Annotated in this window: 25 protein-coding genes; 9 read left to right on the plus strand and 16 right to left on the minus strand. The window is 71.3% G+C overall.

What is annotated here, in order from left to right; translation table 11 throughout:
* Positions 1–36: 36 nt before the first annotated feature.
* The 4 genes from H5965_RS05785 to H5965_RS05800 all read right to left on the minus strand — a co-directional run bounded on the left by H5965_RS05785 (position 37) and on the right by H5965_RS05800 (position 3,835).
* Complete coding sequence (locus H5965_RS05785) at positions 37–966, minus strand: FkbM family methyltransferase (protein WP_310968245.1); 930 nt, start codon at positions 964–966, stop codon at positions 37–39.
* A 197-nt stretch (positions 967–1,163) separates the two neighbouring features.
* Positions 1,164–1,832 carry a response regulator transcription factor gene (locus H5965_RS05790; protein ID WP_310968246.1) on the minus strand — a complete coding sequence of 223 codons (669 nt, stop codon included), beginning with the start codon at positions 1,830–1,832 and terminating at the stop codon, positions 1,164–1,166.
* Positions 1,829–2,935 carry a sensor histidine kinase gene (locus tag H5965_RS05795; protein WP_310968247.1) on the minus strand — a complete coding sequence of 369 codons (1,107 nt, stop codon included), beginning with the start codon at positions 2,933–2,935 and terminating at the stop codon, positions 1,829–1,831. The genes H5965_RS05790 and H5965_RS05795 overlap by 4 nt, the downstream gene beginning before the upstream one ends.
* Before the next feature lie 66 nt (positions 2,936–3,001).
* The gene (locus H5965_RS05800) at positions 3,002–3,835 is read right to left on the minus strand and encodes a helix-turn-helix transcriptional regulator (protein WP_310968248.1); all 834 of its coding nucleotides are present in this window, start codon (positions 3,833–3,835) and stop codon (positions 3,002–3,004) included.
* 102 nt (positions 3,836–3,937) lie between these two features.
* Here H5965_RS05800 and H5965_RS05805 point away from each other — a divergent pair, with 102 nt between their 5' ends.
* The 3 genes from H5965_RS05805 to H5965_RS05815 are packed head-to-tail and all read left to right on the plus strand — an operon-like array spanning position 3,938 to position 6,814.
* On the plus strand, positions 3,938–5,362 hold the full coding sequence (locus H5965_RS05805) for an MFS transporter (RefSeq protein ID WP_310968249.1): 1,425 nt from the start codon (positions 3,938–3,940) through the stop codon (positions 5,360–5,362).
* A 53-nt stretch (positions 5,363–5,415) separates the two neighbouring features.
* The gene (locus tag H5965_RS05810; RefSeq protein WP_310968250.1) at positions 5,416–5,940 is read left to right on the plus strand and encodes a sigma-70 family RNA polymerase sigma factor; all 525 of its coding nucleotides are present in this window, start codon (positions 5,416–5,418) and stop codon (positions 5,938–5,940) included.
* Complete coding sequence (locus H5965_RS05815; protein WP_310968251.1) at positions 5,933–6,814, plus strand: VOC family protein; 882 nt, start codon at positions 5,933–5,935, stop codon at positions 6,812–6,814. Before H5965_RS05810 ends, H5965_RS05815 begins: the two co-directional genes overlap by 8 nt.
* Here the strand turns inward: H5965_RS05815 and H5965_RS05820 are convergent, their stop codons facing one another.
* The 4 genes from H5965_RS05820 to H5965_RS05835 are packed head-to-tail and all read right to left on the minus strand — an operon-like array spanning position 6,815 to position 12,169.
* Entirely contained in the window at positions 6,815–8,569 is a 1,755-nt protein-coding gene (locus H5965_RS05820) for a hypothetical protein (protein ID WP_310968252.1), read from the minus strand.
* Positions 8,570–8,624: 55 nt separating this feature from the next.
* Entirely contained in the window at positions 8,625–10,391 is a 1,767-nt protein-coding gene (locus tag H5965_RS05825) for a gamma-glutamyltransferase (protein WP_310968253.1), read from the minus strand.
* A gap of 27 nt (positions 10,392–10,418) precedes the next feature.
* The gene (locus H5965_RS05830) at positions 10,419–10,835 is read right to left on the minus strand and encodes a VOC family protein (RefSeq protein WP_310968254.1); all 417 of its coding nucleotides are present in this window, start codon (positions 10,833–10,835) and stop codon (positions 10,419–10,421) included.
* Between the two features lie 29 nt (positions 10,836–10,864).
* Positions 10,865–12,169 (minus strand): UDP-glucose/GDP-mannose dehydrogenase family protein, encoded by a 1,305-nt coding sequence (locus H5965_RS05835; RefSeq protein ID WP_310968255.1) that lies wholly within the window; start codon positions 12,167–12,169, stop codon positions 10,865–10,867.
* Positions 12,170–12,310: 141 nt separating this feature from the next.
* Here H5965_RS05835 and H5965_RS05840 point away from each other — a divergent pair, with 141 nt between their 5' ends.
* Positions 12,311–13,069: an SDR family NAD(P)-dependent oxidoreductase gene (locus tag H5965_RS05840; RefSeq protein ID WP_310968256.1), complete on the plus strand. Its 759-nt coding sequence runs from the start codon at positions 12,311–12,313 to the stop codon at positions 13,067–13,069.
* 43 nt (positions 13,070–13,112) lie between these two features.
* On the opposite strand, the gene H5965_RS05845 is transcribed toward H5965_RS05840, so the two are convergent.
* From H5965_RS05845 to H5965_RS05855, 3 genes are all read right to left on the minus strand, one after another.
* On the minus strand, positions 13,113–13,766 hold the full coding sequence (locus tag H5965_RS05845) for a class I SAM-dependent methyltransferase (RefSeq protein ID WP_310968257.1): 654 nt from the start codon (positions 13,764–13,766) through the stop codon (positions 13,113–13,115).
* Positions 13,767–13,772: 6 nt separating this feature from the next.
* Positions 13,773–14,402 (minus strand): PadR family transcriptional regulator, encoded by a 630-nt coding sequence (locus H5965_RS05850; RefSeq protein WP_310968258.1) that lies wholly within the window; start codon positions 14,400–14,402, stop codon positions 13,773–13,775.
* Between the two features lie 82 nt (positions 14,403–14,484).
* A complete protein-coding gene (locus tag H5965_RS05855; RefSeq protein WP_310968259.1) occupies positions 14,485–16,125 on the minus strand; it encodes a TM0106 family RecB-like putative nuclease in 1,641 nt (546 codons plus the stop codon).
* 90 nt (positions 16,126–16,215) lie between these two features.
* On the opposite strand from H5965_RS05855, the gene H5965_RS05860 reads away from it, so the two are divergent.
* Positions 16,216–16,677, plus strand: a complete 462-nt coding sequence (locus H5965_RS05860) for a DUF6474 family protein (protein ID WP_310968260.1) — start codon at positions 16,216–16,218, stop codon at positions 16,675–16,677.
* Positions 16,678–16,748: 71 nt separating this feature from the next.
* Here H5965_RS05860 and H5965_RS05865 read toward each other — a convergent pair whose 3' ends face one another.
* Genes H5965_RS05865 through H5965_RS05880 form a run of 4 tightly spaced genes read right to left on the minus strand, consistent with a single transcriptional unit; the run spans position 16,749 to position 20,290 of the window.
* Positions 16,749–17,708 carry a glycine betaine ABC transporter substrate-binding protein gene (locus H5965_RS05865; RefSeq protein WP_310968261.1) on the minus strand — a complete coding sequence of 320 codons (960 nt, stop codon included), beginning with the start codon at positions 17,706–17,708 and terminating at the stop codon, positions 16,749–16,751.
* Complete coding sequence (locus tag H5965_RS05870; protein WP_310968262.1) at positions 17,705–18,487, minus strand: ABC transporter permease; 783 nt, start codon at positions 18,485–18,487, stop codon at positions 17,705–17,707. The genes H5965_RS05865 and H5965_RS05870 overlap by 4 nt, the downstream gene beginning before the upstream one ends.
* Positions 18,484–19,650 carry an ABC transporter ATP-binding protein gene (locus H5965_RS05875; protein ID WP_310968263.1) on the minus strand — a complete coding sequence of 389 codons (1,167 nt, stop codon included), beginning with the start codon at positions 19,648–19,650 and terminating at the stop codon, positions 18,484–18,486. Before H5965_RS05875 ends, H5965_RS05870 begins: the two co-directional genes overlap by 4 nt.
* A complete protein-coding gene (locus H5965_RS05880; protein ID WP_003068987.1) occupies positions 19,643–20,290 on the minus strand; it encodes an ABC transporter permease in 648 nt (215 codons plus the stop codon). The genes H5965_RS05875 and H5965_RS05880 overlap by 8 nt, the downstream gene beginning before the upstream one ends.
* Positions 20,291–20,582: 292 nt before the next feature.
* Here H5965_RS05880 and H5965_RS05885 point away from each other — a divergent pair, with 292 nt between their 5' ends.
* From H5965_RS05885 to H5965_RS05900, 4 genes are all read left to right on the plus strand, one after another.
* Positions 20,583–21,077: a hypothetical protein gene (locus tag H5965_RS05885; RefSeq protein WP_310968512.1), complete on the plus strand. Its 495-nt coding sequence runs from the start codon at positions 20,583–20,585 to the stop codon at positions 21,075–21,077.
* Between the two features lie 77 nt (positions 21,078–21,154).
* On the plus strand, positions 21,155–21,910 hold the full coding sequence (locus tag H5965_RS05890; protein ID WP_310968264.1) for a YcnI family protein: 756 nt from the start codon (positions 21,155–21,157) through the stop codon (positions 21,908–21,910).
* Positions 21,911–22,462 (plus strand): copper resistance protein CopC, encoded by a 552-nt coding sequence (locus H5965_RS05895; protein WP_310968265.1) that lies wholly within the window; start codon positions 21,911–21,913, stop codon positions 22,460–22,462. It abuts the gene before it with no gap.
* Complete coding sequence (locus H5965_RS05900) at positions 22,462–23,490, plus strand: CopD family protein (RefSeq protein ID WP_310968266.1); 1,029 nt, start codon at positions 22,462–22,464, stop codon at positions 23,488–23,490. Before H5965_RS05895 ends, H5965_RS05900 begins: the two co-directional genes overlap by 1 nt.
* Before the next feature lie 212 nt (positions 23,491–23,702).
* Here the strand turns inward: H5965_RS05900 and H5965_RS05905 are convergent, their stop codons facing one another.
* Complete coding sequence (locus H5965_RS05905) at positions 23,703–24,590, minus strand: aminoglycoside phosphotransferase family protein (protein ID WP_310968513.1); 888 nt, start codon at positions 24,588–24,590, stop codon at positions 23,703–23,705.
* Positions 24,591–24,601: the final 11 nt, after the last annotated feature.

Genomic DNA, 24,601 nt, shown 5'->3' on the forward strand with positions numbered 1-24,601 from the left:
GGTCCCGAATGAGTCATTCGCGACCTTGGAGGGGCGTCAGGGGAGGCGGCGGGTGAGCTGCGCTTCCAGTTCGGCCACGCGGTGTTCGAGGGCCGCGGCGCGGCGGCGGTTCTCCTCGGCGGTGCGGGCGGCGTGGGCCAGCTCGCGGCGGGCCTCGTCCAGCTCCAGCCCGAGGTCGGTGCGGGCGCGCTGGGCCTCGGCCACCGTCTCCTCGAGCCGCCGGATGTAGCCGACCTCGGCGGGGCGGCCCGCCTGGGCCGCGGCGAACTCTTCGCGCAAGCGGACGTGCTCGTGCGGCTCGTACTCGTCGAACACGTTGGCCGGCGCGGCCAGCGCCGCCAGGGCGTCGGCGTCGCCGGCCTGGCCGTAGAAGCGGTTGAGGCCGTCGAACAGCGCGCAGCGGTACCCCGCGTCGAGGAGCATCGGCTCCCACTGCTCGTGGGTGGGCTTCGGCGAGCCGGGTTCGGTCGCCTCGACGACGAGGACGCGCGGCCGGTGGCGGGTCCAGTCCGCGCCCTCGATCACCGCGCGCTCGGCGCCTTCGACGTCGATCTTCAGGAAGTCGACCGGGCCGGGGTGGGCGTCGAGGAGCGCGGCGAGCGTGGTCAACTCCACCTCGACCGCGCCCACCTCCCAGCGGCGGTCGTCGCGGTAGTGGACGGCGAGGTCGTCGTCGAGGGTCGACCAGCCCCATTCGTCCTCGACGACGTGCAGCTTCGCCACGCCGGGGGCGGCCCCGACCGCGACCTGCAGCGTGAGGTCGTCCGGGCGGGCGCTGCGCAGTTCGCGGGCCTTCGCCGGGATCGGCTCGACGTTGATGCCCCGCCAGCCGAGGTCGTAGAAGTGCTTGGTGACCGACGCGACCACGGGATCCCCGGCGCCGAGGTCGACGTAGCGCCCGGTGGCCTGCCCCGCGAAGACGCGGGCGAGCACGACGTCTTCCGCGTTCTGCGCGTACGAAATCACCCGCCGAGGATAGCCGGGGAGCCCGCCGCGCTTAGCCCGAAGGTGTGACTTCCGCCGTGTCGGTGAACGCTTTCCCCCTCTCGGACGCCCACTGAGCAGAGCATCGGCCGGGAGAGGAGGCGCCGTGATCTGGATCTGCCTGGTCGGCGTCCTCGCCGTGGTGTTCCTGGTGCGCGCGGTCCGCGTGGTGCGCCGGGTCAGGCGGGGCGACGCGGTGTGACGAGCCCGGACTCGTAGGCCAGCACCACCAGCTGGGCGCGGTCGCGCGCGCCGATCTTCGTCATGATGCGGCTGACGTGGGTGCGCGCCGTCGCCGTCGAGATCACCAGGTGGGCGGCGATTTCGTCGTTCGACATCCCGCCCGCGACCAGGCCGAGCACCTCGCGCTCGCGGTCGGTGATCTCGCGGACGGCGCTGGTGTCGATGCGCCGGTGCTCCGGGCGCCCGACGAACTCCTGGATCAGCCGGCGGGTGACGGTAGGCGCCAGCAGCGCTTCGCCGTTGGCGACGACCCGCAACGCCCGCAGCAGCTCGACCGGCTCGGTGTCCTTCAGCAGGAACCCGCTGGCGCCCGCGCGCAGGGCTTCGTAGACGTACTCGTCGACGTCGAAAGTGGTCAGGACCAGCACTTTCGTCCCGGCGAGGTCCGGGTGGGCGGTGATCCGGCGGGTCGCTTCGAGGCCGTCGACGCCGGGCATCCGGACGTCCATCACCACGATGTCCGGCCGGTGCTCGACCGCGCCGGCCACGGCTTGCTCGCCGTCACCCGCCTCGCCGACGACCTCGAAGCCGTCCTCGGTCTCCAGCAGCACGCGGAACCCGGCGCGGACCAGGACCTGGTCATCGGCCAGCAGGACGCGGATCATGCTTCCCCCTCGATCGGTAGCTCGACGCACACTTCGAAACCGCCGTCGACCGGCCCGGCGGTGCACCGGCCGCCGAGTGCCGCGGCGCGTTCGCACATGCCCCGGAGGCCGTGCCCCGGGGTCGGCTGGGCGGTGCCGCAGCCGTCGTCGCGGACCCGCAGGGTGAAGGTCCCGGGTCGCCGCTCGAACCGGACGTCGACGCGGTTCGGCCGGTCGGCGTGCCGGACGACGTTGGTGAGCGACTCCTGGAGGATCCGGTAGGCGGCCGCGTCGACGGGGGCCGGGAGGTCGCCGGGTGCGCCGTGGACGTCGACCGCGAGCCCGGCGTCGCGGGCGTGGTCCAGCAGCTCGGCGGCCTGGGCGAGGCTCGGCGCGGGTGCCTTGTCCTCGCCGGAGCGCAGCACGGCCAGGGTCGCGCGCAGGTCGTTCAGCGCGGACGCGCTGGCCGCCTTGATGTTGAGCAGCGCCTCCTTCGCCTGCTCGGGCCGCCGGTCGGCGACGTGCGCGGCGACCCCGGCCTGGACGTTGATCATCGCGAGGCTGTGCGCGACGACGTCGTGGACCTCGCGGGCGATCCGCAGCCGCTCCTGCTCGGCGAGCCGGTGCCGGTGCTCGTCGGCCTGCTCGCGCCGGGCGGCGAGCGCGTCGAGCTGGTACCGGACAGCCGTCCCGACCCCGATGACGGCGATCAGCCAGACGAAGATGAACGCGGCTCCGGCCTCCACCGCGAAAGACCTGGTCGTGACGACGTGCACGACGTAGGCGACGGCGAGGGCCGAGGCGCCGGTGATGCCCGCGGTGAGCGGTCCCCGCTGCCGGGTCAGCACGAACAACGCGACGGTCGGTACCAGGATGACCGGCCCGCCGGGCAGGCCGGACACGTAGTAGCCGAACGCGGACGCGGCCGTGACCAGGAAGAGCGTCAGCGGGAAGCGGTGGACGAGCAGCAGCGTGAGGACGGTCGCGGCGAGCCACGCGAACCCGATCGGCGTCAGCGGCGACGCCCCGGGCTGCCACCGCGACGACGCACTGGTCGCCCCGAGCACGAAGACCCCGACGACGACGGTGCGCGCCAGGCGTCCTGCCCACGGAGGCCTTCTCATGCCGCGAAACTACCGGTCACGGCCGGTCCACGCGTCCGTCCCGGAGCGCACGGCAGGCGTACGTCGTCAGTCGAAGACGAGCGGGAGCTTCGCCGCGGTCTCCTCGTCGGCCGGGGTGTAGGTCGACATGGTGATCTCGGAGCGGCGGCCGTAGTAGAGGTAGGTGAAGTTGAACTGCAGCAGCCCGACGTCCGGGTGCAGGTACCGCTTGGTGCGGATCGGCTCCGAGTTGACGTCGTGGTGCGGCCACAGCTCGGCGAACAGCGGCGACTCGGCCTTGAGCCGCTTGACCAGCTGCTTCCACGCCGGCTCGGCGACGTGGTCGGCCATCGCCGCGCGGAAGGACGCGATCACGCGCGGGATGTTCGTCTCCCAGTCGAGCATCCGCTTGCGCCACTCGGGGTTGAGCAGGCACTGGACCAGGGTGTTCCGGTCCGCGAACGGGATGTCGTCGACGTCGCCCATCAGCCAGGTGTAGCCGCGGTTGTAGCCCAGCAGGTCGCAGCGGGCGTTGCGGATCGCGACCGGGTACGGCTCCAGCTTCTTCAGCATGAGCTCCATCGCCGGCGTGATGACCTGGCAGTCCTTCTCCCCCTCCGGCTCGGGGGCCCCGGCCAGGCGGAAGAGGTGGACGTGCTCGTGCGGGTCGAGCCGCAGGGTGCGGGCGATCGCCTGCAGGACCTGCTCGGACGCGTTGATGTCGCGGCCCTGCTCGAGCCACGTGTACCAGGTGACCCCGACGCCCGCGAGCTGCGCGACCTCTTCGCGGCGCAAGCCCGGCGTCCGGCGGCGGCCCACGATCGGCAGGCCGACCTGCTCGGGCGTGATCCGCTCGCGCCGGCTGCGCAGGAACCTCGCCAGCTCTTGGCGGCGCAGGCCGGATTCGACGGCAGTGGTCATGGTGCCAGGATGGCACGCCCCGGAACCTGGTACCAGGTAGTGGTCAGTACCCGGATAAACAGCAACTGGTACCAGGTTCCGAACGGGTTGATCGTAGTACTCATGACCACGACCGAACTTGCGCCGAGTACCACCGGCGCCCCCGCCCGGCCGGGACTGACCCCCGCCGGCCTGGTCACGGTGCTGCTGGGGGCGGCACTGCCGATCATCGACTTCTTCATCGTCAACGTCGCGCTGCCGACGATCGATGCCGACCTCCACGCGTCCACCGCCACCCTGGAACTGGTCGTCGCGGCCTACGGCATCGCGTACGCGGTGCTCCTGGTGGTCGGCGGCCGCCTCGGCGACTCGTTCGGCAGGCGGCGGCTGTTCGTCGCCGGCCTCTGGCTGTTCACGCTGACGTCCCTGGCCTGCGGCATCGCCCCGACGGCCGGCACGCTGGTGGTGGCCCGCGCCGCGCAGGGGGCGGCGTCGGCCCTGCTGCTGCCGCAGGTGCTCTCGATCATCCAGGCGACCACGTCGGGCGAGAAGCGCTCGCGCGCGCTCGGCCTGTTCGGCGCGACCGGCGGCATCTCGACGGTGGTCGGCCAGCTCCTCGGCGGCGGCCTGGTGGCGGCCGACCTGTGGGGCACCGGCTGGCGGCCGATCTTCCTGGTGAACGTCCCGATCGGGCTGGTCGTGCTGGTCATGGCCCGCAAACTGCCGGAGAGCCGCGCGCACAACCCGCTGGGCGTCGACCGCCTCGGCACCGCGCTGCTGGCCGTGACGCTGCTGTCACTGCTGGTCCCGCTGATGGAGGGCCGCGCGCTGGGCTGGCCGGTGTGGACGATCGCGCTGCTGGCGGTGTTCCCGTTCGCGGCGGCGGCGTTCGTGCTCGTCGAGCGGCGGTTGGAGCGTGTGGGCGGCACGCCGCTGCTGCCGCCTTCGGTGATGCGGCTGCCGAGCGTGCGCCGCGGGCTGATGGTGGCCGTGCCGTTCTTCGGCGCCTTCGGCTCGTTCATGTTCGTGTTCGCGATGACGTTGCAGGAGGGCCTGCACTTCGGCCCGCTGGGCGCGGGTGGCGCGCTGACCCCGCTGGCCGTCGCGTACTTCACGGTGTCGATGCTGAGCAGCCGCCTGGTGGCCCGCTACGGCCAGAAGGTCGTCCCGATCGGTGGCGCGATCACGGCGCTGGGCATGGTGGCGCTGCTGTGCACGACGCTGTCGGCGTGGCCGCACGTGACGATCCTCGACCTGGCGCCGTCGATGGTGGCGATCGGCGTGGGGAACGCCCTGGCGATGACGACGTTGTTCCGGATCGTGCTGTCCCACGTGCCGACCGACCTGGCCGGCGTCGGCAGTGGCGTGATGACGACCAACCAGCAGACGTCGCTGGCCCTGGGCGTGGCGACGCTGGGGAGTCTGTACGCGGCGCTGTCGGCCTCGCTGGGCAGCCGGGACGCGTTCGCGCTGGTGATCGGCGTGGTGGCGGTGCTGGCGGCGATCGTCGCGATCACCGGGCGGCGGCTGCCGGACCCGCGGGCGTAGAAATCTCCGGATTCACCCGTCGGAAAATCCGGGCGCCGGACGACTATGGAGGTGTGACGGAACCGCGGGTACGACCGGACCCGGCCTTCGCGCTGCTCGGGCTGTACGAGACGGCCCTGCCGGAGGTCTACGGGTACCTGCTGTCCCGGTGCGGCGACCGCACGCTCGCCGAGGAGCTGACGTCCGAGACGTTCCTCGGGGCGGTCGCCGCCTGTCGCAAGGAGTACGCACCTCCAGTGAGCACCGGGTGGCTGATCGGCGTCGCCCGGCACAAGCTCGCCGACCACTGGCGGCGCAAAGAACGCGAGGAACGCGGCCTGCGGCTCGTGCACGACAGCGAGCCGGACGTCGAGGACCCGTGGGACGAGCAGCTCGACGCCCTGCGCGCGAGACAGGTGCTCGAAGCCCTCGGGCCACACCACCGGGCGGCGCTGACCCTGCGGTACGTCGACGGCCTCGGCGTCCCCGAGGTCGCCGGCCACCTGGGCCGCAGCGTGCACGCCACCGAGGCGTTGCTCGTCCGGGCCCGGGCCGCGTTCCGGCGCGCTTACGAGGAGAAGGAGGGTCGCGATGCCTGAGCCTTTCGACGCGCTTCGCCGTCCCTCCGAGCGGGTCGCGCCCGACCCGGACTTCGCCGCCGAACTGCGCGACCACCTGCGTCGCGCCATCCTGAACGGAGCCGATATGACGACCACTTCGGAAGCGCCGGCCCACCACGCCGAGCTGCGCTCGCTGACCCCTTACCTGGCCGTTTCCGACGCCCGCGCGGCGATCGACTTCTACGTCGAGGTGTTCGGCGCGGTCCGGCGCGGCGACCCGATCCTGATGGACGACGGCCGCGTCGGGCACGCGGAGCTGGCCATCGGCGACGCGGTGCTGATGCTCGCCGAGGAGTACCCGGAGATCGGGCACGTGGCTCCGCGCGAGGGCGGCGCGTCGGTGCGGGTGGAGGTCCCGGACGTCGACGGTTCGGTGGCCCGGGCGCTGGAGCTGGGCGCGACGCTGATCCGCGCGGTGAGCGACTCGCCGTACGGCCGCGGTGGCTCGTTCCGCGATCCGTTCGGCCAGCGCTGGCTGGTCTCGCAGGCGGCCACGCCGGCCGCGGGCCCTCGTCCGGCTCGCCACGGTGAAGCCATGTACTTCACGTTCCAGGTCCCGGAGGCCGAGCCGGCGAAGTCGTTCTACGCCGCGGTGCTGGGCTGGCAGTTCACGCCCGGCTCGACGTCCGACGCGTGGGGGTTCGCGGGTCCCGGTCTCGAAGGCGGATTGTGGGCCGGGGACCGGCAGGTCGGCTGGAAGCTGATGTACGCGGTCGACGACCTCGAAGCCGCCCTGGCGCGGGTTCGCGAGCAGGGCGGCCGGGCGGGCGAGGTCGAGAACCACCCGTACGGCACCACCGCGGACTGCACCGACAGCCAGGGCATCGAGTTCTGGCTGTGGCAGAAGCCGTGATCACTGCAGGGTGAACACCACGACGTCGTTGGACTCGACCTTGGTCAGCGGCAGGCCGGCCGTCGGCCGCTGCAGGATGCCCACGGCCCCTTCCATCGACTTCACGACGACGACCTTGCGGATGCCGTACCGCTTGAAGACGTCGATGCTGTGCTTGTCGGGGAACGTGGCCGACGAGTCCTGCATGTCGTGGAACTGCGGCCCGTAGTTGCTGGCCGTGCCGTTGGCCGTGGTCGGGAAGCCCTCGGTGGACCAGAGCTGGTACTTGAAGTTGCTCCACAGGTCCATCGGCAGCAGCGCGATCGGTTCCTTCGTGGTCGTGAACACCTGCTTCACGTCCGGCGGGATCCCGGGGTTTTCGACCTGCTGCCAGCGCGGAATGCCTTCGATGAGCGCGAAGAACGCCGGGAACATCATGTAGAACGCGATGACCTGCCGCGCCATCCGGGTGTTCTCGTCGATCAGCCGGTAGAGCCGGGTGACCAGGCCGGCCGCGAGAACGGCCAGGCCGAGGGTGACCCACATGATCATCCGGCCCGGCGTGCGCATGGCGTCCCAGCCGGGCAGGAAGTTCCAGAACAGCCAGTAGAGGCCGCCGCCGAAGACGGTGGTGCCGAGCGAGAGGAGGACGTTGAAGGCCACGAAAACGCCCAGGAAGACCCGGACCTTCCAGGTCCAGGCGCTGAGGAACAGGCCGGCGACCCCGAGCACGGCGACGACCAGCCCCGGGAACAGCAGCATCTCGCCGGCGCCGTCCGGCGGGAGGGTGCTTTGGTCGTTGAAGAACGTCTCGAGCCACACCCACGTCTCGTAGGGCGCGGTCCACAGGCCGTTGACGGGCGGCGAGAAGACTTCGACCTCGTGCCAGGTGCGCGTGAAGCCGTACTCCGCGCGCACCCGCAGGAACGGGACGACCAGCCACCAGACGATGCCGAGGAAGGCGACCACGCCGACGACGTTCGCGATGATCATCCGGCGGCCCAGGCGCCAGGCGTAGAGGGCGATCGCGATCCCGACCAGGGCCATCAGGTAGACGAAGGGCAGCCCGATCGCCCACCCGATGCTGACCTGCCACGCGGCGATCAGCCACCCGGCGACGACCCAGCGCGGCTTGGTCTCGCCGCGCTCGCCGCGGAAGGTGAAGCCGTGGCCCTTGGCCAGCGCCCACAGGGCCAGCGCGATCCCGCCGGTGGAGAGGACGTTGAGGTGCGCGATGTGGCTGAGCCGCCACGGCGCCCACGCCCACACGACCCCGGCGAGCAGCGCGCCTTGCCAGTTGCTGCCGAGCTGCTTGGCCAGCAGGTACGCACCGGCGAAGGCGAGCGCGAAGCAGAAGACGAACAGGACGTTGTAGAGGAAGACGTTGTCGTACTGGCCGTTGCCCGCGAAGACGCTGAAGGGGACGTAGCCGAGCAGTGTTTCGCCGAACGCGTAGTTGTCGGTTGCGGGGTAGAACTGGTTCGACGTCCAGAAGTCGCCGCCGTGGGTCAGCCAGTGGTGCTGCCAGCCGAGCTCCCACACCCAGAGCAGCGGATCGCCGAGCCCACCGGTGAGCAACGACTTCGGGTGCGTGACGATCCGGTGGTTGAAGACCATCGAAATCGCCAGGCCGACATAGAAGGCGATCAGGCCCTCGCTGATGAGCAGCCGGCCGAGCCAGAGCGCGGCCTTCCGTGGCTCGAACCGGCGGCCGGACGCCCGCGGCGCCTCCTCGGCAGGCGGCGAAACGGTGTCCTCGGCCGTGGCTCCTTCCACGTCCAGCCCCCTTAGCTGTTGGTTTGGGGGCAGCCTACCTGCGCTGCTCCGGGCCCTAACGGCCCGCCGCGTAGCCCTGCATCCCGCGGGCGTTGGCCGCCGCCCGGAGAAGGCCGTCCGTGCGCGAGACCGCCGACAAGCGGCCCAGCGCCCAGTCGCCCGCGTCGACGATCCGGTGGCCCCGGGCGCGGAGGGCGTCCAAAGTGGACGCACCCAGCCGCGACTCCACCACGAGCTCGCGCGGGTTCCACGAGCGCGGGTAGAACGAGCTCGGGAACGCCGTCGTGTGCCAGGCCGGCGAGTCGATCGACTCCTGGAGGTTCAGGCCGCCGTAGACGTGGGCCAGCCAGAAGCACAGCTGCCACTGGTCCTGCTGGTCACCGCCCGGGGTGCCGAAGGCCAGCGTGGGGACGCCGTCGCGCAGGGCCAGCGACGGCGACAGCGTGATGCGAGGGCGCTTGCGCGGGGCCAGGGAATTCGGCAGCCCCTGCTCCAGCCAGAACATCTGGCCGCGGGAATCCAGGCAGAAGCCCAGCGACGGGATGGTCGGGCTCGACTGCAGCCAGCCGCCCGACGGGGTCAGGGAGACCAGGTTGCCCGCCGCGTCGACGATGTCGAGGTGAACCGTGTCGCCGCGCGTCTGGCCCTGGGGGCCGACGGTCGGCTCGCCCGTGGCGCCGCCGCCCGCTTCGATGCCCTGCAGGGAGTCCAGGATCGCCGGGAGGCGGGCCGGGCCGCGGGCGTCGCCCGGGCGCAGTTCGGCGGACGCGGTGTCGGTGATCAGGGCGCGCCGGGCGTCCGTGTAGGACGCCGAAAGCAGCACGTCCAAGGGCACGTCGGTGTCGCCGTACCAGGCCTCGCGGTCCGCGAAGGCCAGTTTCGCCGCTTCGGTCGCCAAGTGCACCGTGCGTTCCGTCGGAATTCCATCCACATAGGACAGTTCATCGCGGAAGCCGTGCAGGAGCAGCGCCTGCTGCAGCAGCGCCGGTCCTTGTGTCCAGCCGCCCATCTTGACCAGGCGCCGGTCGCCGACGTCCACGAACGCCGGGTCCTCGTACGTCGCCGACCACGACGCCAGGTCGTCGCCGGTCAGCAGGCCCGCGTGGTCGCGGCCGGAGTCGTCGCGGAACGCCTGGCGGCTGAACTTCTCGATCGCCTCCGCGACGAAGCCCTGCGACCAGGCCCGGCGTCCCGCGTCGATCTGGGCTTCACGGCCCGAGACGGCCTCCGCCTCACGCAGCAGCCGCTCCCAGGTGTCGGCCAGCGCGGGGTTGCGGTGCAGGCCGGACGCGGGCTTGCCGTCCGGCAGCCACAGCGCCGCCGACGTCGGCCAGTGCTCGGTGAACAGCTGCGCCACCGCGCGGACGGTGTCGCCGACCCGCGACACCAGCGGGACGCCGCCCCGCGCGTAGCCGATCGCGTACTTCAGCACCTCGCGCAGCGGCTTCGTGCCGTAGTCGCGCAGCAGCAGGAGCCAGCCGTCCCACGCGCCCGGAACGGTCGCCGGGAGCAGGCCGCTGCCCGGGATCAGGTCCAGACCCAGGGAGGCGAAGTGCTCCGGCGTGGCCCCCGCGGGCGACGGGCCTTGGCCGGCCAGCGCCCGCGGGGTCGGATCGTTCGCCGTCACGAAGAGGCCGGGCACCTGGCCGGCCGGGCCGCACAGGTGCGGCTCGGCGACCTGCAGGACGAAGCCGGCCGCGACCGCCGCGTCGAACGCGTTGCCGCCGTCCTCCAGCACCGCCATCCCGGTGGCCGAAGCCAGCCAGTGCGTCGATGCCACCATCCCGAAGGTGCCGGTCAGCTCCGGCCTCGTCGTGAACATGCCCCGATAGTACGCAACGCTAACGAATTACCAAGCCGCCGGACGCCGCCGCTCGGGCTCGTATGGCTGCGTGATGATTTCCATCCCGTTGCCGCCGGGATCGAGGAAATAGACGCCACGGCCACCGTGGTTGTGGTTGATTTCGCCGACCTGCTTCATCTGCGGGTCGGCGAAATAGGTCACACCCGTTTCGACGAGCCGCGCGAAGACGGCGTCGAAGTCGTCTTCGGGAACCAGGAAGCAGTAGTGCTGCAGGCGGAGGTCCGCTTCGGGGACGCTCGCGAAGTCCAGCCGGACGCCGTTGCGCGTCTCGACGGGGATGAACGGACCCCACTCTTCCCCGACTTCGAGGCCGAGCAGGGTCGCCAGGAATTCGGCGGATTCCCGGTTGTTCCGGGACGGGACGATCAGGTGGTTGAGTTCGACGGATACGGATACTGGCACGATTCCGGATCGTAGCCAGCACCACCGGGTCAGGACACCTTGATTTTCGCCGCCGCCCGCGGCCGCCCGACGCCCTGCCAGGACAGCCCGGCGTCCACGATCACCCGCGGGTCGAGCAGGTTCCGCGTGTCGACGACGTCGATGCCCTCCATGAGCTCGGCCATCGCCGCCCAGTCGAGGTGCTTGAACTCGGCCCACTCGGTCAGCACGACGACGGCGTCCGCGTCCTTCGCGACCTGGTAGGCGTCGTCGACGACGGTCATCCCGGCGATCTCGCCGTCGACCGCCGGGTCGTAGGCGATCAGCTCGGCGCCGAGCGCGCACAGCACCGACGAGACGGCGAGCGCGGGCGAGTCGCGCAGGTCGTTGGTGCCCGCCTTGAACGCCAGGCCCAGCACGCCGATCCGGGCGCCGGCCAGCGTCCCGCCGACCGCGCCGGCGATCTTCGCGACGATCCGGTCGCGCTGGGCGAGGTTCTCGTCGATGGCCGAGGTCAGCATCGTGAAGTCGTAGTTGACCGACTCGGCCACCTTGACCAGCGCACTGGTGTCCTTGGGCAGGCAGGAACCGCCCCAGCCGGGGCCGGGCTTGAGGAACGTCCGGCCGATCCGCCGGTCGTAGCCCATGCCTTCGGTGACGAGGTCGATGTCCGCGCCGAGCCGTTCGCACAGTTCGGCGATCGAGTTGACGTAGGACAGCTTCAGCGCGAGATAGCAGTTCGCGGCGTACTTGACCAGCTCCGCGCTGGCGGCGTCGGCGACGACGACCGGCGCGTCGAGCTGGGCGTACAGCTCGCCGACCCAGCGCGCGGCGGCGAGGTCGTCCGAGCCGACGACGATCCGGTCCGGGCCCAGGAAGTCCGCAACCGCGGTGCCTTCGCGCAGGAACTCGGGGTTGGAGACGACCGGCACGTCGGTGCGGCCGACCAGCGCCTGGATCCGCTTCGACGTGCCGACCGGCACGGTCGACTTGGTGACCAGCGCACAACCGGCGGGCAGGACGTCGCCGATCTCGGCCGTCACCGCCTCGACCGCACGCAGGTCGGCGGAGCCGCCGGCACCCATCGGCGTCGGCACGCAGAGGAACACCGCCTGCGCGTGGCGGACCGCGTCGCGCGCGCCGACGACGAACTGGAGGCGCCCGGCCGCGACCCCGCGGTGCACGAGGTCGGCGAGCCCGGGTTCGAGGATGTCGACGCGGCCGGCGGCCAGCCGGGAGACCTTCGCGCGGTCGACGTCCACGCAGGTGACGAAATGCCCGAGACTGGCCAGGCAGGCCCCCGTGGTCAAGCCGACGTATCCGGTTCCTACCACCACGATGCGAGCTGGCGTCATGCTGCTGAAGGTGACAGCCGGACGTGACCACGACGCTAACGGAACCGGTCGTGCCCGGAAGCGGTGAGCGAAGACACGAACCCCGGATGCGAACGAGCGTTAACCTGGTCCGCGAACGTGCAGAGGAAGGGAACGGCAGAGATGCAGATCAACGGCACCGCGGCGCTCGTCACCGGGGGCGCGTCCGGCCTCGGCGGGGCGACGGCGAAGGCCCTGGCGGCCAAGGGCGCGCGGGTGTTCGCGCTGGACCTGGCGTCGTCCATCGAGAAGGCCGAGCAGGTCGAAGGCATCACCTACGTCGAAGCGGACGTCACCGACGTCGAGCAGGTCGAGGCCGCCGTCGCGACCGCGGCCGGCTCCGGGGTGCCGCTGCGGACCGTGGTGAACTGCGCCGGCATCGGGCCGTCCGCGCGGATCCTGTCCAAGAAGGGCCGCCACGACCTCGCGCTGTACGCGAAGGTCATCCAGATCAACCTGATCGGCACGTTCAACGTGCTGACCATCGCGTCCGAGGCGATCGCGAAGACCGAGCCCCTCGAGGACGACGCCCGCGGCGTCATCATCAATACCGCGTCCATCGCCGCGTTCGACGGCCAGATCGGGCAGGTCGCCTACTCGTCGTCCAAGGGCGGCGTCGTCGGCATGACGCTCCCCGCGGCCCGCGACCTGGCCTCGCACGGCATCCGCGTGCTGACCATCGCGCCCGGCATCGTCGACACCCCGATGCTCGCCACGGTCAGCGACGAGTTCCGCGCGTCGCTCGCGGCCGGCGTCCCGTTCCCGAAGCGGCTCGCGCGGCCGGACGAGTACGCGCAGCTCGCGCTGTCGCTCATCGACCACGACTACCTGAACGGCGAGGTGGTCCGGATGGACGGCTCGCTGCGGATGGCCCCGCGCTGACCCGGGCCGCCGGGGCACGCTCCCGTGCCCCGGCGGTCGTGGTTCAGCGGGTCAGCCGGATTTCCAGGCCGATGCCGTCGGCGGTGACCGAGCAGCCGCCGAAGGCGCTTTCCGCGGCCAGTGCCTCGAACTGCTCGCGCGTGAACGCCCGGCGCCGCAGCCACGCCAGCGCCTGCCGGGTCGTGAAGCCGCTGATCGCGCCCAGGTTCATCCCGGCCACCTCGCGATCGATGTCGGCGCCGGTGGCCTCGTGGTTGAGGTCGTGGATCACCGCGTAGCCGCCCGGGCGCAGCACGCGGTGCATCTCGTTCAGCGCCGTCACCGGCTGCCGGAAGTTCTTGAACGCGGCCTGGCAGACCAGGTAGTCGAACGTCCCGGGTTCGAACGGCGCGTGCGTGATGTCGCCCTGCCGGAAGTCGATGTCGAGGCCGGCGCCGTTCTCCCGGGCGATCTCGACCATGGTGTGGCTGATGTCGAGCCCGGTGACGCGGAAGCCGCGCTTGGCCAGCTCCACGGCGAAGAAGCCGGGTCCGGGCGCCACCTCCAGGACTTCGGCGCCTTCGGGCCAGCCCGCGGTGACCTCGGCCGCCTGCCGCCGGTACTGCACGAGCTGGGCTTCGGTGCCGCGATTCTTGGCGTACCAGCGGGCCTGGAAGCCCTCCATCTCGGGCACTTTGTGCTTGCGGGTCGTCTCCATCGGTTCCTACCTCTCCACGAACTCCCCCAGGTCGTCCGGGAATTCGCCGGTTTCGTGGTAGCGCCGCCAGGCATCGAGGCCGGGCAGGGCGCCGGTGGTCAGTTCTTCGAGGAAGCCACGCACCCAGCGCGCCTCGGCTTCCGTCATCGCGAGGTCGTACTCGACCTCCACCAGGAACAGCCGCGGCAGGAGCGGCCGCAGCTGTTCGAGCGCCGCGCGGTGCGCCTCCGCGCGTTCGCCGAGCTGCGCCAGCCGCTCCCGCAGCCGGCTGATCGCCTGGTCCGGGCCGAGGACGCCGATCATCGACAACCCGGCCTTGAACCGCGGCGGTTCCCGGTCGAGCGTGCCGACGAGCTCGCGGACCCAGTCCTCGAACTCCGCGCGCCCGGCCGGGGTGATCCGGTAGACGGTCCGCTCGGGCCGTCCGCCGTCCTTCACGCTCTCGACCGCCTCGACGAAGCCGTGTTTTTCGAGGTTGGCGACGACGGTGTAGAGCGAGCCCCACTTGATCGGCATGTCGGCGTCCTTGCCGCGCTGCTTGAGCACGGTCGCCATTTCGTACGGGTGCATGGGGCGTTCCTGCACGACGGAGAGGACGGCCAGCCCCAGGACGTTGGCGACCTTCCGCCGTTTCATCACGACTCCTCGTCTACGAGTACTCGCAGACGAGTATTGCGGAAGACGTCCCAGATGGCAAGTGTCTTAGTCGGCGAACTACTCAGAGATCGAACATGTACGGCACTTCGGCCTGCGCCCGGGCGTCGATCCACTCGCGCAGCGCGCGCGTCGCGAGGACGTCGTCCTCGTTGTAACGCAGGAGCCGTTCGCGCTGGTCGTCGTCCGGTTTCTCACCGTCCATGCCGACCGCGTCGCGGTACCAGCGCATCGACGCCTCGCCGCCGGCCTCCGGGTCGCGCCAGGAGAAGCCGGCCACCGGGGCGATCACCTTCAGACCCTTGCCGTGGGAGCACAGGAACTGGTCGGTGACGCTGCGGAAGAGGTCCACCCACTGCTCGGAATCCACAAAGGACTGGATGTCCTTCTTGGCCGGGACGCCGGGGTGGTCGCCGAAGCGCTCGACCGAGCCGAAGAGCCAGCGGTTCTCGGCGAGCGCGTTGTAGCAGTAGGCGCGGAAGGTCAGGCCCGCCGCTTCGGTGCGCTCGCGGACGTCGGTGAGCCAGGCCCAGAACTCGGCGAAGGACCGGGCCTCGTCGTCGGTGGGCAGCGGGTCCCACGTCGCGAACGCGCGGTACCCCGGCGTGACACCGATGTCGGCCCCCGTGAGCAGGCAGCCCCAGAGGTACGCGCCGGCGTCGCCGAAGCTCTCCATGTCGACGTCGACCTCGACGTCGGCGCGCGGCACCACGACAGTGTCGACGCGGCGCACCAGCGTGAGGTCGGCCAGCCAGGCCCGGGCGAGCACGACGGCGTCCGGGAAGGTGACGCCGGTCCAGTTCACCTCCGGCGGCTCGCCCGCCGGGTCGAGCGCGGCCAGCTTGTCCACAGTGGACACGCCGGCCCGGCGCAGCTCGACGGCGTCCTCGCCGCGGACGACCAGGCTGACGTCCCGGGTTTCGGTGAGCACGACCTCGCACGTCGGCCACCACGGGCAGCGACGGCACTCCAGCACCCGCGAGGGCTCGGCGAGCGGCTCCTCGCCGTTCGCGGCAGCGGTGGCGATGGCGAGCCGGTCGGCGAACCGGGCCTGGTACTCGGTGAGCGCGTTGCGGCCGCCGGGCCAGGTGCCCGCGGTGAGGTCGTGCCAGACGACGACGTCGGCGTCGAGCCCGATGACCCCGCCGAGGGTGAGGCTCTCGTCGGCCTGCCCGAGCGTCTGCAGCATGCGGCGGATGTGCACGAGCCGGAGCTGGTCGCGCGGCTGCGACCGGACCTTGCGGCCTTCGTCGGCTTTCCGGTGTCCCGGGTCGAGATCGGTCATCGCGGTGACGATCGCGCCGGCCCCGCGGTCGGTGATGCGGTGGCGCACGACGAGGACGGGCACGTACCCGCGGCCGCTGCGCACGAGCAGGTCGATCCCGCCCCGCCGGTGCCGGGCGGTGTCGACCGGCAGCAGCGCACCCCAGATGTAGCGCGCGCCGTCGGCGAAGGCCTGCAGCGTCTGCTCGACCCGCTCGTGGGCGGGCAGGTCGCGCCCGATCTTCACCCAGTGGTCGTCGTTGGCGGCCATCAGCCGGGCGACGATGTCCTCGCGGTGGGCGGTGGCGTCGTCGATCCGCTGCTGCGCGGTGGGGTCGGGCGGGGGAAGCGGCACCTCGCGCATGGCGGGGTCGTGTTCGAGGTGCACGCGCCGACGGCAGCGGCTGACCGCGCCCGCGTCGAGTACCACCTCGGTGTTCATGGAGATCACTCTAGATTCCCACCGCCGAGCCGACATGCCCGCCACCCAGGCGACCAGTAAGTTCGACCTCGACACGTCGCAGGAGGTGCCATGGCGCGCAAGGCCAAGGTCGAGGGTGAAGCCAGGTTCACCCCTAAGAGGGCGAAGAACGCGGTCGCGGTGGCGAAGGTGCTCGGCCCGGCGGTGCTCCCGGTGGTGGCACCGCTGGCGGTGCGCGCGGCGGGCGCGGCCCGGGAGGCGTACGACCGCTACCAGGCGCGCAAGCTGGGGGTCTCGGTCGATCGGCTGGGCGAGTACACCGGCCGGGGCGCGGCTCTGCACGCCCGGATCGCGGGGGTGGCCGAGGGCTGCCAGGACCTGCAGAAGTCGGAGAAGGCTTCGAAGGCGGACCAGGATTTCGCGCGTGATGCGTTGGGGACGTTGGAGCAGTTGTCGGCTTCGGTGCGGGCGGCGGAACGCATGCCGGCGGCGCGGCGGAAGTCGGTCCACCGGGCGGTGGCCGGCGAGCTGGAGCGGCTCGAGGGGCAGTTGCTGAACCGGCTGGGGCTCTGACCGCACCGGCCGGCACCGCGGAACTGTCGGTGCCGGCCGGTAGAGTCGAAAACGGGGGGCGCCCCCGCGGGCTACTGGATGAAGCCCTTCTTGACCATCCAGTCGTGGGCCACCTTGCCCGCGTCCTGGCCGTCGACGTCGACCTGCTTGCAGAGCTCGACCATCTGCTCGTTGTCGATCGCCGCGCTGACCTTCTCCAGCGGGCCGCGCACCTCCGGGTGCTGGTTCAGCCACTCCGTGCGCAGCGTCGCCACCGCGTTGTACTGCGGGAACGCCTTCTTGTCGTCCTCCAGCACGCGCAGGTTCAGCCCGGAAATCCGGCCGTCCGTGGTGAAGACCTCGCCGACCGGGCAGGTTCCGCTCGCCACCGCCGAATAGATCGTGCCGATGCCGAAGTTCTTCACCGTCGGGTTCTGGAAGCCGTACGCCTTGACCGCCGCGGGGAAGCCGTCCTGGCGGCTGGTGAACTCCGTCTCCAGGCAGAACACCGCCTGGTCCGGCTTCTGCTTGATGAACGCCGCCAGGTCCGACGTCGTCTTCAGGTTGTTGTCCGCGCCGTACTTCTCCGTCACCGCGAACGCGTACTGGTCGTTCAGCGGCGAATAGTTGAGCCACGTGACGCCGAACTTCTCCGCGTCCGCCTTGGCCGTGGCCTCGTACTGGGCCTTCTCGCCCCCGGGCACCGGGAGCTCGTTGCCCTGGTAGTTGATCCAGCCCGTGCCCGTGTACTCCCACGTCACGTCCGTCTGCCCGGACAGCAGCGCCTGCCGCGACGAGTTCGACCCCTTGATGTCCGACAGGTCCACGACGTCCGCGCCCGCGGCCGTCAGGGCCATCTCGGCCATGTACGCCAGGATGATGTTCTCGGTGAAGTCCTTGGACCCCACCGTCACCTTCACGCCCTGCAGGGCCGGGATCGGCTGGATCGAGCCCGGCTTGATGTCGTACGGCACCGCCTGGTTGACCGTCAGCCCGCAGGAGGACAACGTCAGGCCCAGCAGCGCCACGACGGCCAGTCGCCGGAGTTTCATCGCAGCCCCTTCGGTCCGAAGTACTGTTCGGCGACCGCGCCCAGCCAGTCGACCAGCAGCGCCAAGGCCACGGCCAGCACCGAGCCGGTCACCAGAACCGAGGTCAGGTTCAGCTTGTAGCCGGTGTCGATCAGCAGCCCGAAGCCGCCGGCGTTGACGAACATGCCGAACGTCGCCGTGCCGACCGCCAGCACCAGGGACGTGCGCAGGCCGGCCAGGATGAGCGGTACGGCCAGCGGCAGTTCGACGCGCCAGAGGACCGCGCTCGCCGACATCCCGATGCCGCGGCCCGCGTCGATCAGGGCCGGGTCGACCTGCTGGATGCCGACCATCGTGTTCCGCAGCACCGGCAGCAGCGAATAGAACGCCAGCGGCAGGGCCGCCACCCAGATCCCGCCGGTCGCGCCGGTGACGATGAACCACAGCACCAGCACGCCCAGCGCGGGCGCGGCCTGGCCGATGTTCGCGATGGCCAGGAAGATCGGCGCCAGGAAGCGCGCCCACGGCCGCGTCACGACCACGCCGAGCGGGACCGCGACCAGCACGACGATCGCCGTCACGACGAGCGTCATCAGCACGTGGTCCCACAACGCGGTGAGCAGGGTCGGCGCGTTGAGCGTCTCCTTCTCCGTCGCGTTCAGGCCGCTGGAGAACACCGCGACCAGCGTCACCGCGACGATCACCAGCACCACGATCGGCTGGGCGAACAGCCGGACGCGTTCCGCGCGCTTCGAGCCGGACTCGGTGCTGAAGCCGGTGTCGACGGCGGCCGTCGTCATGCGGGCACCTCTTCACCGTTCGTGTGCTCGTCGCGCAGCTGCTGGATGGTCGCGATCACGGTGTCCAGCTGGATGGTGCCCGCGTACTCGCCGCGCGCGCCGGTGACCGGCACCGAGCCGCCCTCGGCGAGCATCGCCTCGAGCGCGTCCTGCAGCGTCGACTGCAGGCTGACGACGTCGCGCAGCGGCTTGCCCGCGGTGGCCAGCGAAGCCCCCGGGGTCAGCTCGCGGGTGTGCACCCAGCGCGTCGGGCGGCGGCGCGCGTCCAGCACCAGCGCGAAGTGCTTGCGCTGGTCTTCGAGCTTCTTGCGGATCTCGACCGGGTCGTCGGACACCGTCGCCGTCAGCGCGTCCTGCTGGAGCTCGACGTCCCGGACGCGCAGCAACGTCAGCTGCTTCAGCGACGCGCCCGCGCCCACGAAGCCCGCGACCGTGTCGTCCGCCGGGTTCGCCAGAATCGCTTCGGGCGTGTCGTACTGCAGGATCGTCGACTGGTTGCCGAGCACCGCGATCTTGTCGCCCAGCTTCACGGCCTCGTCGAAGTCGTGCGTGACGAACACGATCGTCTTCTTCAGCTCGCTCTGCAGGCGCAGCAGCTCGTCCTGCAGGTTGCCGCGGGTGATCGGGTCGACCGCGCCGAACGGCTCGTCCATCAGCAGCACCGGCGGGTCCGCGGCCAGCGCCCGCGCGACGCCGACGCGCTGCTGCTGGCCGCCGGAGAGCTGGCGCGGGAAGCGGTCGCGGAAGTCGGCCGGGTCCAGCCCGACCAGGTCCATCATCTCCTCGACCCGGTCGTTGACCTTCTTCTTGTCCCAGCCGAGCAGGCCCGGCACCACCGCGATGTTCTGCGCGACGGTGAAGTGCGGGAACAGCCCGGCCTGCTGGATGGCGTAGCCGATGCGACGGCGCAGCGTGTCGACGTCGAGCTTCAGCGCGTCCTCGCCGCCGATGGTGATCTTGCCCGACGTCGGCTGGACCAGCCGGTTGATCATCCGCATAGTCGTGGTCTTGCCGCAGCCGGACGGGCCGACGAAGACGACGATCTTGCCCGCGGGCACGACCATCGAGAAGTCGTCGACCGCCGCCGAGCGGGTGCCGGGGTACCGCTTGGTGACGTGCTCCAGCTCGATCTCGACGCCGGAGACTTCCTCGTTCTCAGCCACGGACACCCCTTGAGACGGTGAAGCGCTTGATCAGGACGTAGACGCCGTCGAGGAGCAGGGCGAGGATGACCACCCCGACCGTGCCGGTGACGGCTTGGTTGAGGGAGTTCGTGCTCCCCGCGTTCGTGAGCCCGGAGAAGACCTCGGCACCGAAGCCGGGACCCTTCGCGTAGGCGGCGATCACGGCGATGCCCATCAGCATCTGCGTGGCCACCCGCATGCCGGTGAGGATCGCCGGCCAGGCCAGCCGCAGCTCGACCCGGGTGAGCACGCCGAAGCGGCTCATCCCGATGCCGCGGGCGGCGTCGGTGACCGCCGGGTCGACGCCGTCGAGCCCGACGATGGTGTTCCGGACGATCGGCAGCAGGCCGTAGAGCACCAGCGCGATCACGGCGGTCGTCGGACCGAGCCCCGAGAGGGGGATCAGCAGGCCCAGGAGGGCGAACGACGGGACCGTCAGGATCGTGCTCGCCAGCGCCGTGGCCACCGCCGAGCCGATCGGGCTGCGGTACACCGCGACCCCGATCAGCACGCCGAGGACCGCGGCGATGATCGTGCACTGCACCACCATGCTGGTGTGCAGGTAGGCCTCCAGCCACAGCTTGCTCGCCCGGTCGGAGATGTAGTCGAAGAGGTTCATCCGTGTCCGCTCTCCCGCCCTTCGCGCCGGCTTCACCCGAACGGGCTAGTTCCTGACCGACGGCTCAGTACCCACGGCACGACCGGTCCAAACCCCGGTCTTCGGCCCACCGTGGCCTACCGGCCGGAGATCGGCAACAAATCGCCCTGAACCAACGCCCGGCGCGGGACGTGAACTCCGTGTGTGCTCAGTTCACGGGATCACCCGCTCACGGCGGAACGGGTCCCCTAGGCTGCTCTTCATGAGCGATCCAGTACGGCGTCCCGCCGTGCTCGGAGCTACCCGGGGCACACTGCTCGCCGTGAGCGCCGCGGCACTTTCCGTGACCGCGCACCGGATCGCCGACGGCGGGCTGCCGGATCCGGCGATGACCCTCCTGCTCACCGGCCTGTTCGGCTGGACCGCGGCCGCGCTCGCCCGCAAGGCACGCGGGCCGCTCGCCACGATCGCCCTGCTCGGCGTCGCCCAGCTGGTGATGCACCTGCTGCTCACCACGCTCGCCGGCCACCACGACATGTACGCGATGCCGGGACCCACCGGGGTCGGCATGATCGCCGCGCACGCGATCGCGACCGTGCTCACCGCCCTGCTGCTCGCCCGTGCCGACACGATGCTCCTCACGGTGCTGGCCGTGCTGCGCGCGATCCTGCCGCGGCTGCTCACCCCGCTGCCGGTGCCGTCCGCGGCCCCCGCACTCGTCCCGGCCCGCGTGACCGGCCCGGACCACCTCGTCGGCGTCGACCTGCGCCGGGTCCGCGGGCGGCGCGGCCCGCCCGCCCACTCCTGAACCCCAGCTCGTCCCCGAAAACGGCCGGTCCCCGAACCGAGCCGTCCCCCTTTTTTGAGTTCATCAGGAGTGAACCCATGTCCCAGCACGTCTTCAAGCGCGCCGGTTTCCTCGCCGCCACCATCGGTGTCGCCGGTCTCCTCGGCGCCGGCGTCGCGTCCGCGCACGTCACGGCCAACGTCTACGGCCCGCAGCCCACGAAGGGCGGCTACGCGGCGATCGTCTTCCGCGTGCCGAGCGAGGAGAAGGACCCGATCACCACCACGAAGGTCGCCGTCGACTTCAAGGCGGACTACGGCATCGGCTCGGTCCGGACCAAGCCGGTCCCCGGCTGGACCGCCCAGGTGACGAAGTCGAAGCTGCCCACCCCGATCACCAAGGACAACGGGACGCAGATCACCGAGGCCGTCACCGCGGTCACCTGGACCGCGCAGCCGGGCAGCGAGCTCAAGGCCACCGACTACCAGGAGTTCTCGGTGAGCTTCGGCCCGCTGCCGTCCAACGTGGACCAGGTCGAGTTCCCGGCCCACCAGACCTACAGCGACGGCAAGGTCGTCGACTGGAACCAGCCGACCCCGGCGAACGGCGAGGAACCGGAGCACCCGACGCCGGCCGTCAAGCTGGCCGCCAAGTCGGAGGGCGACGAGCACGGGATGGCCGCGAACACCGCGGCCACCACCGGGGAGCACACTGAAGCCGCGGCGGCGTCCGACAACACGGCGCGCTGGCTCGGCGGGGCCGGCCTGCTCGTCGGCGCCATCGGCCTCGGCGTCGGGGCCGGCGCGACCATCCGGGCCCGCAAGGCCACGGCCAAGTCGGGAGGCAACAGCTAAATGCGCAGGGCCCTCGTCGCGCTGGCGTTGACCGGGGTGGCCGTGCTCGGCACGGCCACCCCGGCGCTGGCGCACAACGTGCTGATCTCCTCGGACCCGGCGAACGGCTCGTCCGTCGCCGCCGGCCCGGCGAAGATCAGCCTGACCTTCGACCAGTACGTGCAGGGCGCGGACGTCAACCAGATCGCGGTGACCGGACCCGGCGGCGGCCAGTGGGCCGAGGGGCCGATCACCGTGGTGAACAACGTCATCAGTGCGCCCCTGCGGCCGCTCGGCCCGGCCGGGAAGTACACCGTCGGCTACCGGGTGCTGTCCGCGGACGGCCACCCGGTGACCGGTGAGCTCAGCTTCACGCTGACGGCCGCGGGCACCGGCACGCCGGCCACCGTCGACGCGGCGAGGTCGCCCGGCGGCTCCTCGTCGGCGTCCCCGCAGCAGTCGTCGTCCACCGGCGTGCCGATCTGGGTCTGGATCGCCGGCGCCGTCGTGCTGCTGGCGATCGGGTTGACCGTGGCGCTGCGCTCCGGCGGCAAGATCGAAGAGAAGAACTGATGACCCAGGCCGAGGCCACCACGAAGGTCCGCTACTCGACACTGCTCTGCGTCGTGACGGCGGGCCTGCTGGGCGCCCTCATCGGTGTCGCGCTGACCGCCACCGCCCCGGTCCCCGGTGTGGTGCAGCCCGACGCGGTGGTCTCGGCCGGCATCCCGGTCGTCCGGGTCCTGCTCGACCTCGCCGCGGTCACCACGATCGGGCTGGCGCTGCTGTCCGTGCTCGTCGGCTACGACCGGCCGAAGCTGACCGAGCCGGTCATGCGGCTGGCCCGCCCGGCCGGCGTCGCGGCCGCGCTCGTCTGGGCCACCACCGCGGTCGTCGCGCTGATCCTGCAGACCGCGGAGTACAAGCCGGGTTCGCCGACGCTCTCGCCGTCGGACATCGGGCAGTACATCGCCGACGTCGGCGCCGGGAAGGCGCTCGTCATCGTCGCCGTGCTCGCGCTCGTCCACGCCGGCATCGGCGCGCTGGCGCTGCGGTTCGGCGAGAAGGTGCCCGCCGAGGTCCGGGTCGGGCTCGGCCTGTTCGCGCTGCTGCCGCTGCCGGTCACCGGGCACGCGTCGAACTGGAACTACCACGACTACACGATGATCTCGATGGAGCTGCACGTCATGAGCGCGGTCGCCTGGACCGGCGGCCTCGGCGCGATGACCGTGCTCCTGGTGGCGAACCGGACGCTGCTGGCGCACGCGCTGCCGCGGTTCTCCAAGCTCGCGACCCTCTGCCTGGTCATCTCCGCCGCCACCGGGCTGTTCAACGGCCTGGCCGAGATCTCGCTCAACCCGACCATCGGCTTCTGGGCGGCCATCTTCACCACGCCGTACGGGCAGCTGCTCGTCCTGAAGCTCGTCTGCACCGGCGCCATCGCGCTGCTCGGCGCGAACGTCCGCTGGCGCCTGATGCCGCGGATCGTCCGGCACGACCGCACGGCGCTCGCCGCCTGGGCGACGCTCGAGCTGACGGTGATGGGCCTGGCGTTCGGGTTCGCCGTCGTGCTGACGCGGGCGCCGGTCGTCGCCTCCTGAAACGTCGTCGCCGCAGGTAGGACCCGGTTCGAAGTCACGGCGAGTAGCTGCAACTTGCGCATTGGGATGATCCGGCATCCATTGGGGGTGACTGGTCGAGCCGAACTTTCTACCCAGAGCTGACCGCCTTTTGGATGCGACGAACGGTCATTTGCAGTCGGCGAATGCACGTGCAGCTTGTGGTGTCGATCACACCAAGTGACAGATGAGGGTCAGCGGTAACGCGTCCAGCGCACGTCCGTCCGGCCGTTCCGAAGATCGTCCAGACGGCGGAAGAGCTCGGGCCGCACCTGCGGCCGGCTGCGCAGGATGGGCAGCACGCTCGTCGTCAGCTTCAGCTCGCGGATGCCGCGGAGCACGGCAAACCCCGGCCACGACGTCACGTCGAAGCCGTACGCCGCGGCGAACGTCCGGTACGCCACCTGCGGGTCGCCGAACCGCTCACGGCCGACCGCCAGCGGCGTCAGGTCCCACTCCGGCGGGCCGACGCACGAGGAATCGAAGTCGCAGAGCACCGGCCCGTCCGGCCCGGGGATGACGTTGCCGGGGTACGCGTCGCCGTGGACCAGGCCCCTGGGCAGCGGAAACTCCAGCTCGGCCAGCTCGGCTTCGAGTTCGGCGCAGCGGTCGAGCAGGAACTCGCGGTCGGCGTCGCTGATCTCCTCGGCGTCGGACACCCGGGCCCGCACCGCGGCGAACGGCGCCCACTCGGCGAGGTCCGGCGGCGGGGGCAGCGCGTGCACCTGGCGCAGCAGCCGGGCCAGGTCGACCGACGTCGCCGCCCGGCCGATGCTCGGCACCTGGTGCCACACGGTCACCAGGTGCCCGCCCACCTCCAGGGGCTGCTCGACGTCGCCGAGGAGCCGGATCGCGGGGACGCCGTGGCGCTCGAAGTGCCGGGCCACGCGCACGACCGTGCCGACCCGGTGCCGCAGCTGCGTCGAGCCGACGATCCGGACCACGAAAGGCGCGCTGACCAGCGCGTACACCGCGTTGTTGGTGAACCGCAGCAACCGCGCACCCGCCGGGTCGAAGCCCAGCAGCGAGCAGGTCTCGGCCAGCACGCCACGCAGCTTCCCCGAGGTGAACCGGCCGTCCAAAACCGCGCCGG

The organism is Amycolatopsis sp. 505, from assembly GCF_031625235.1.
Lineage (GTDB): Bacteria > Actinomycetota > Actinomycetes > Mycobacteriales > Pseudonocardiaceae > Amycolatopsis.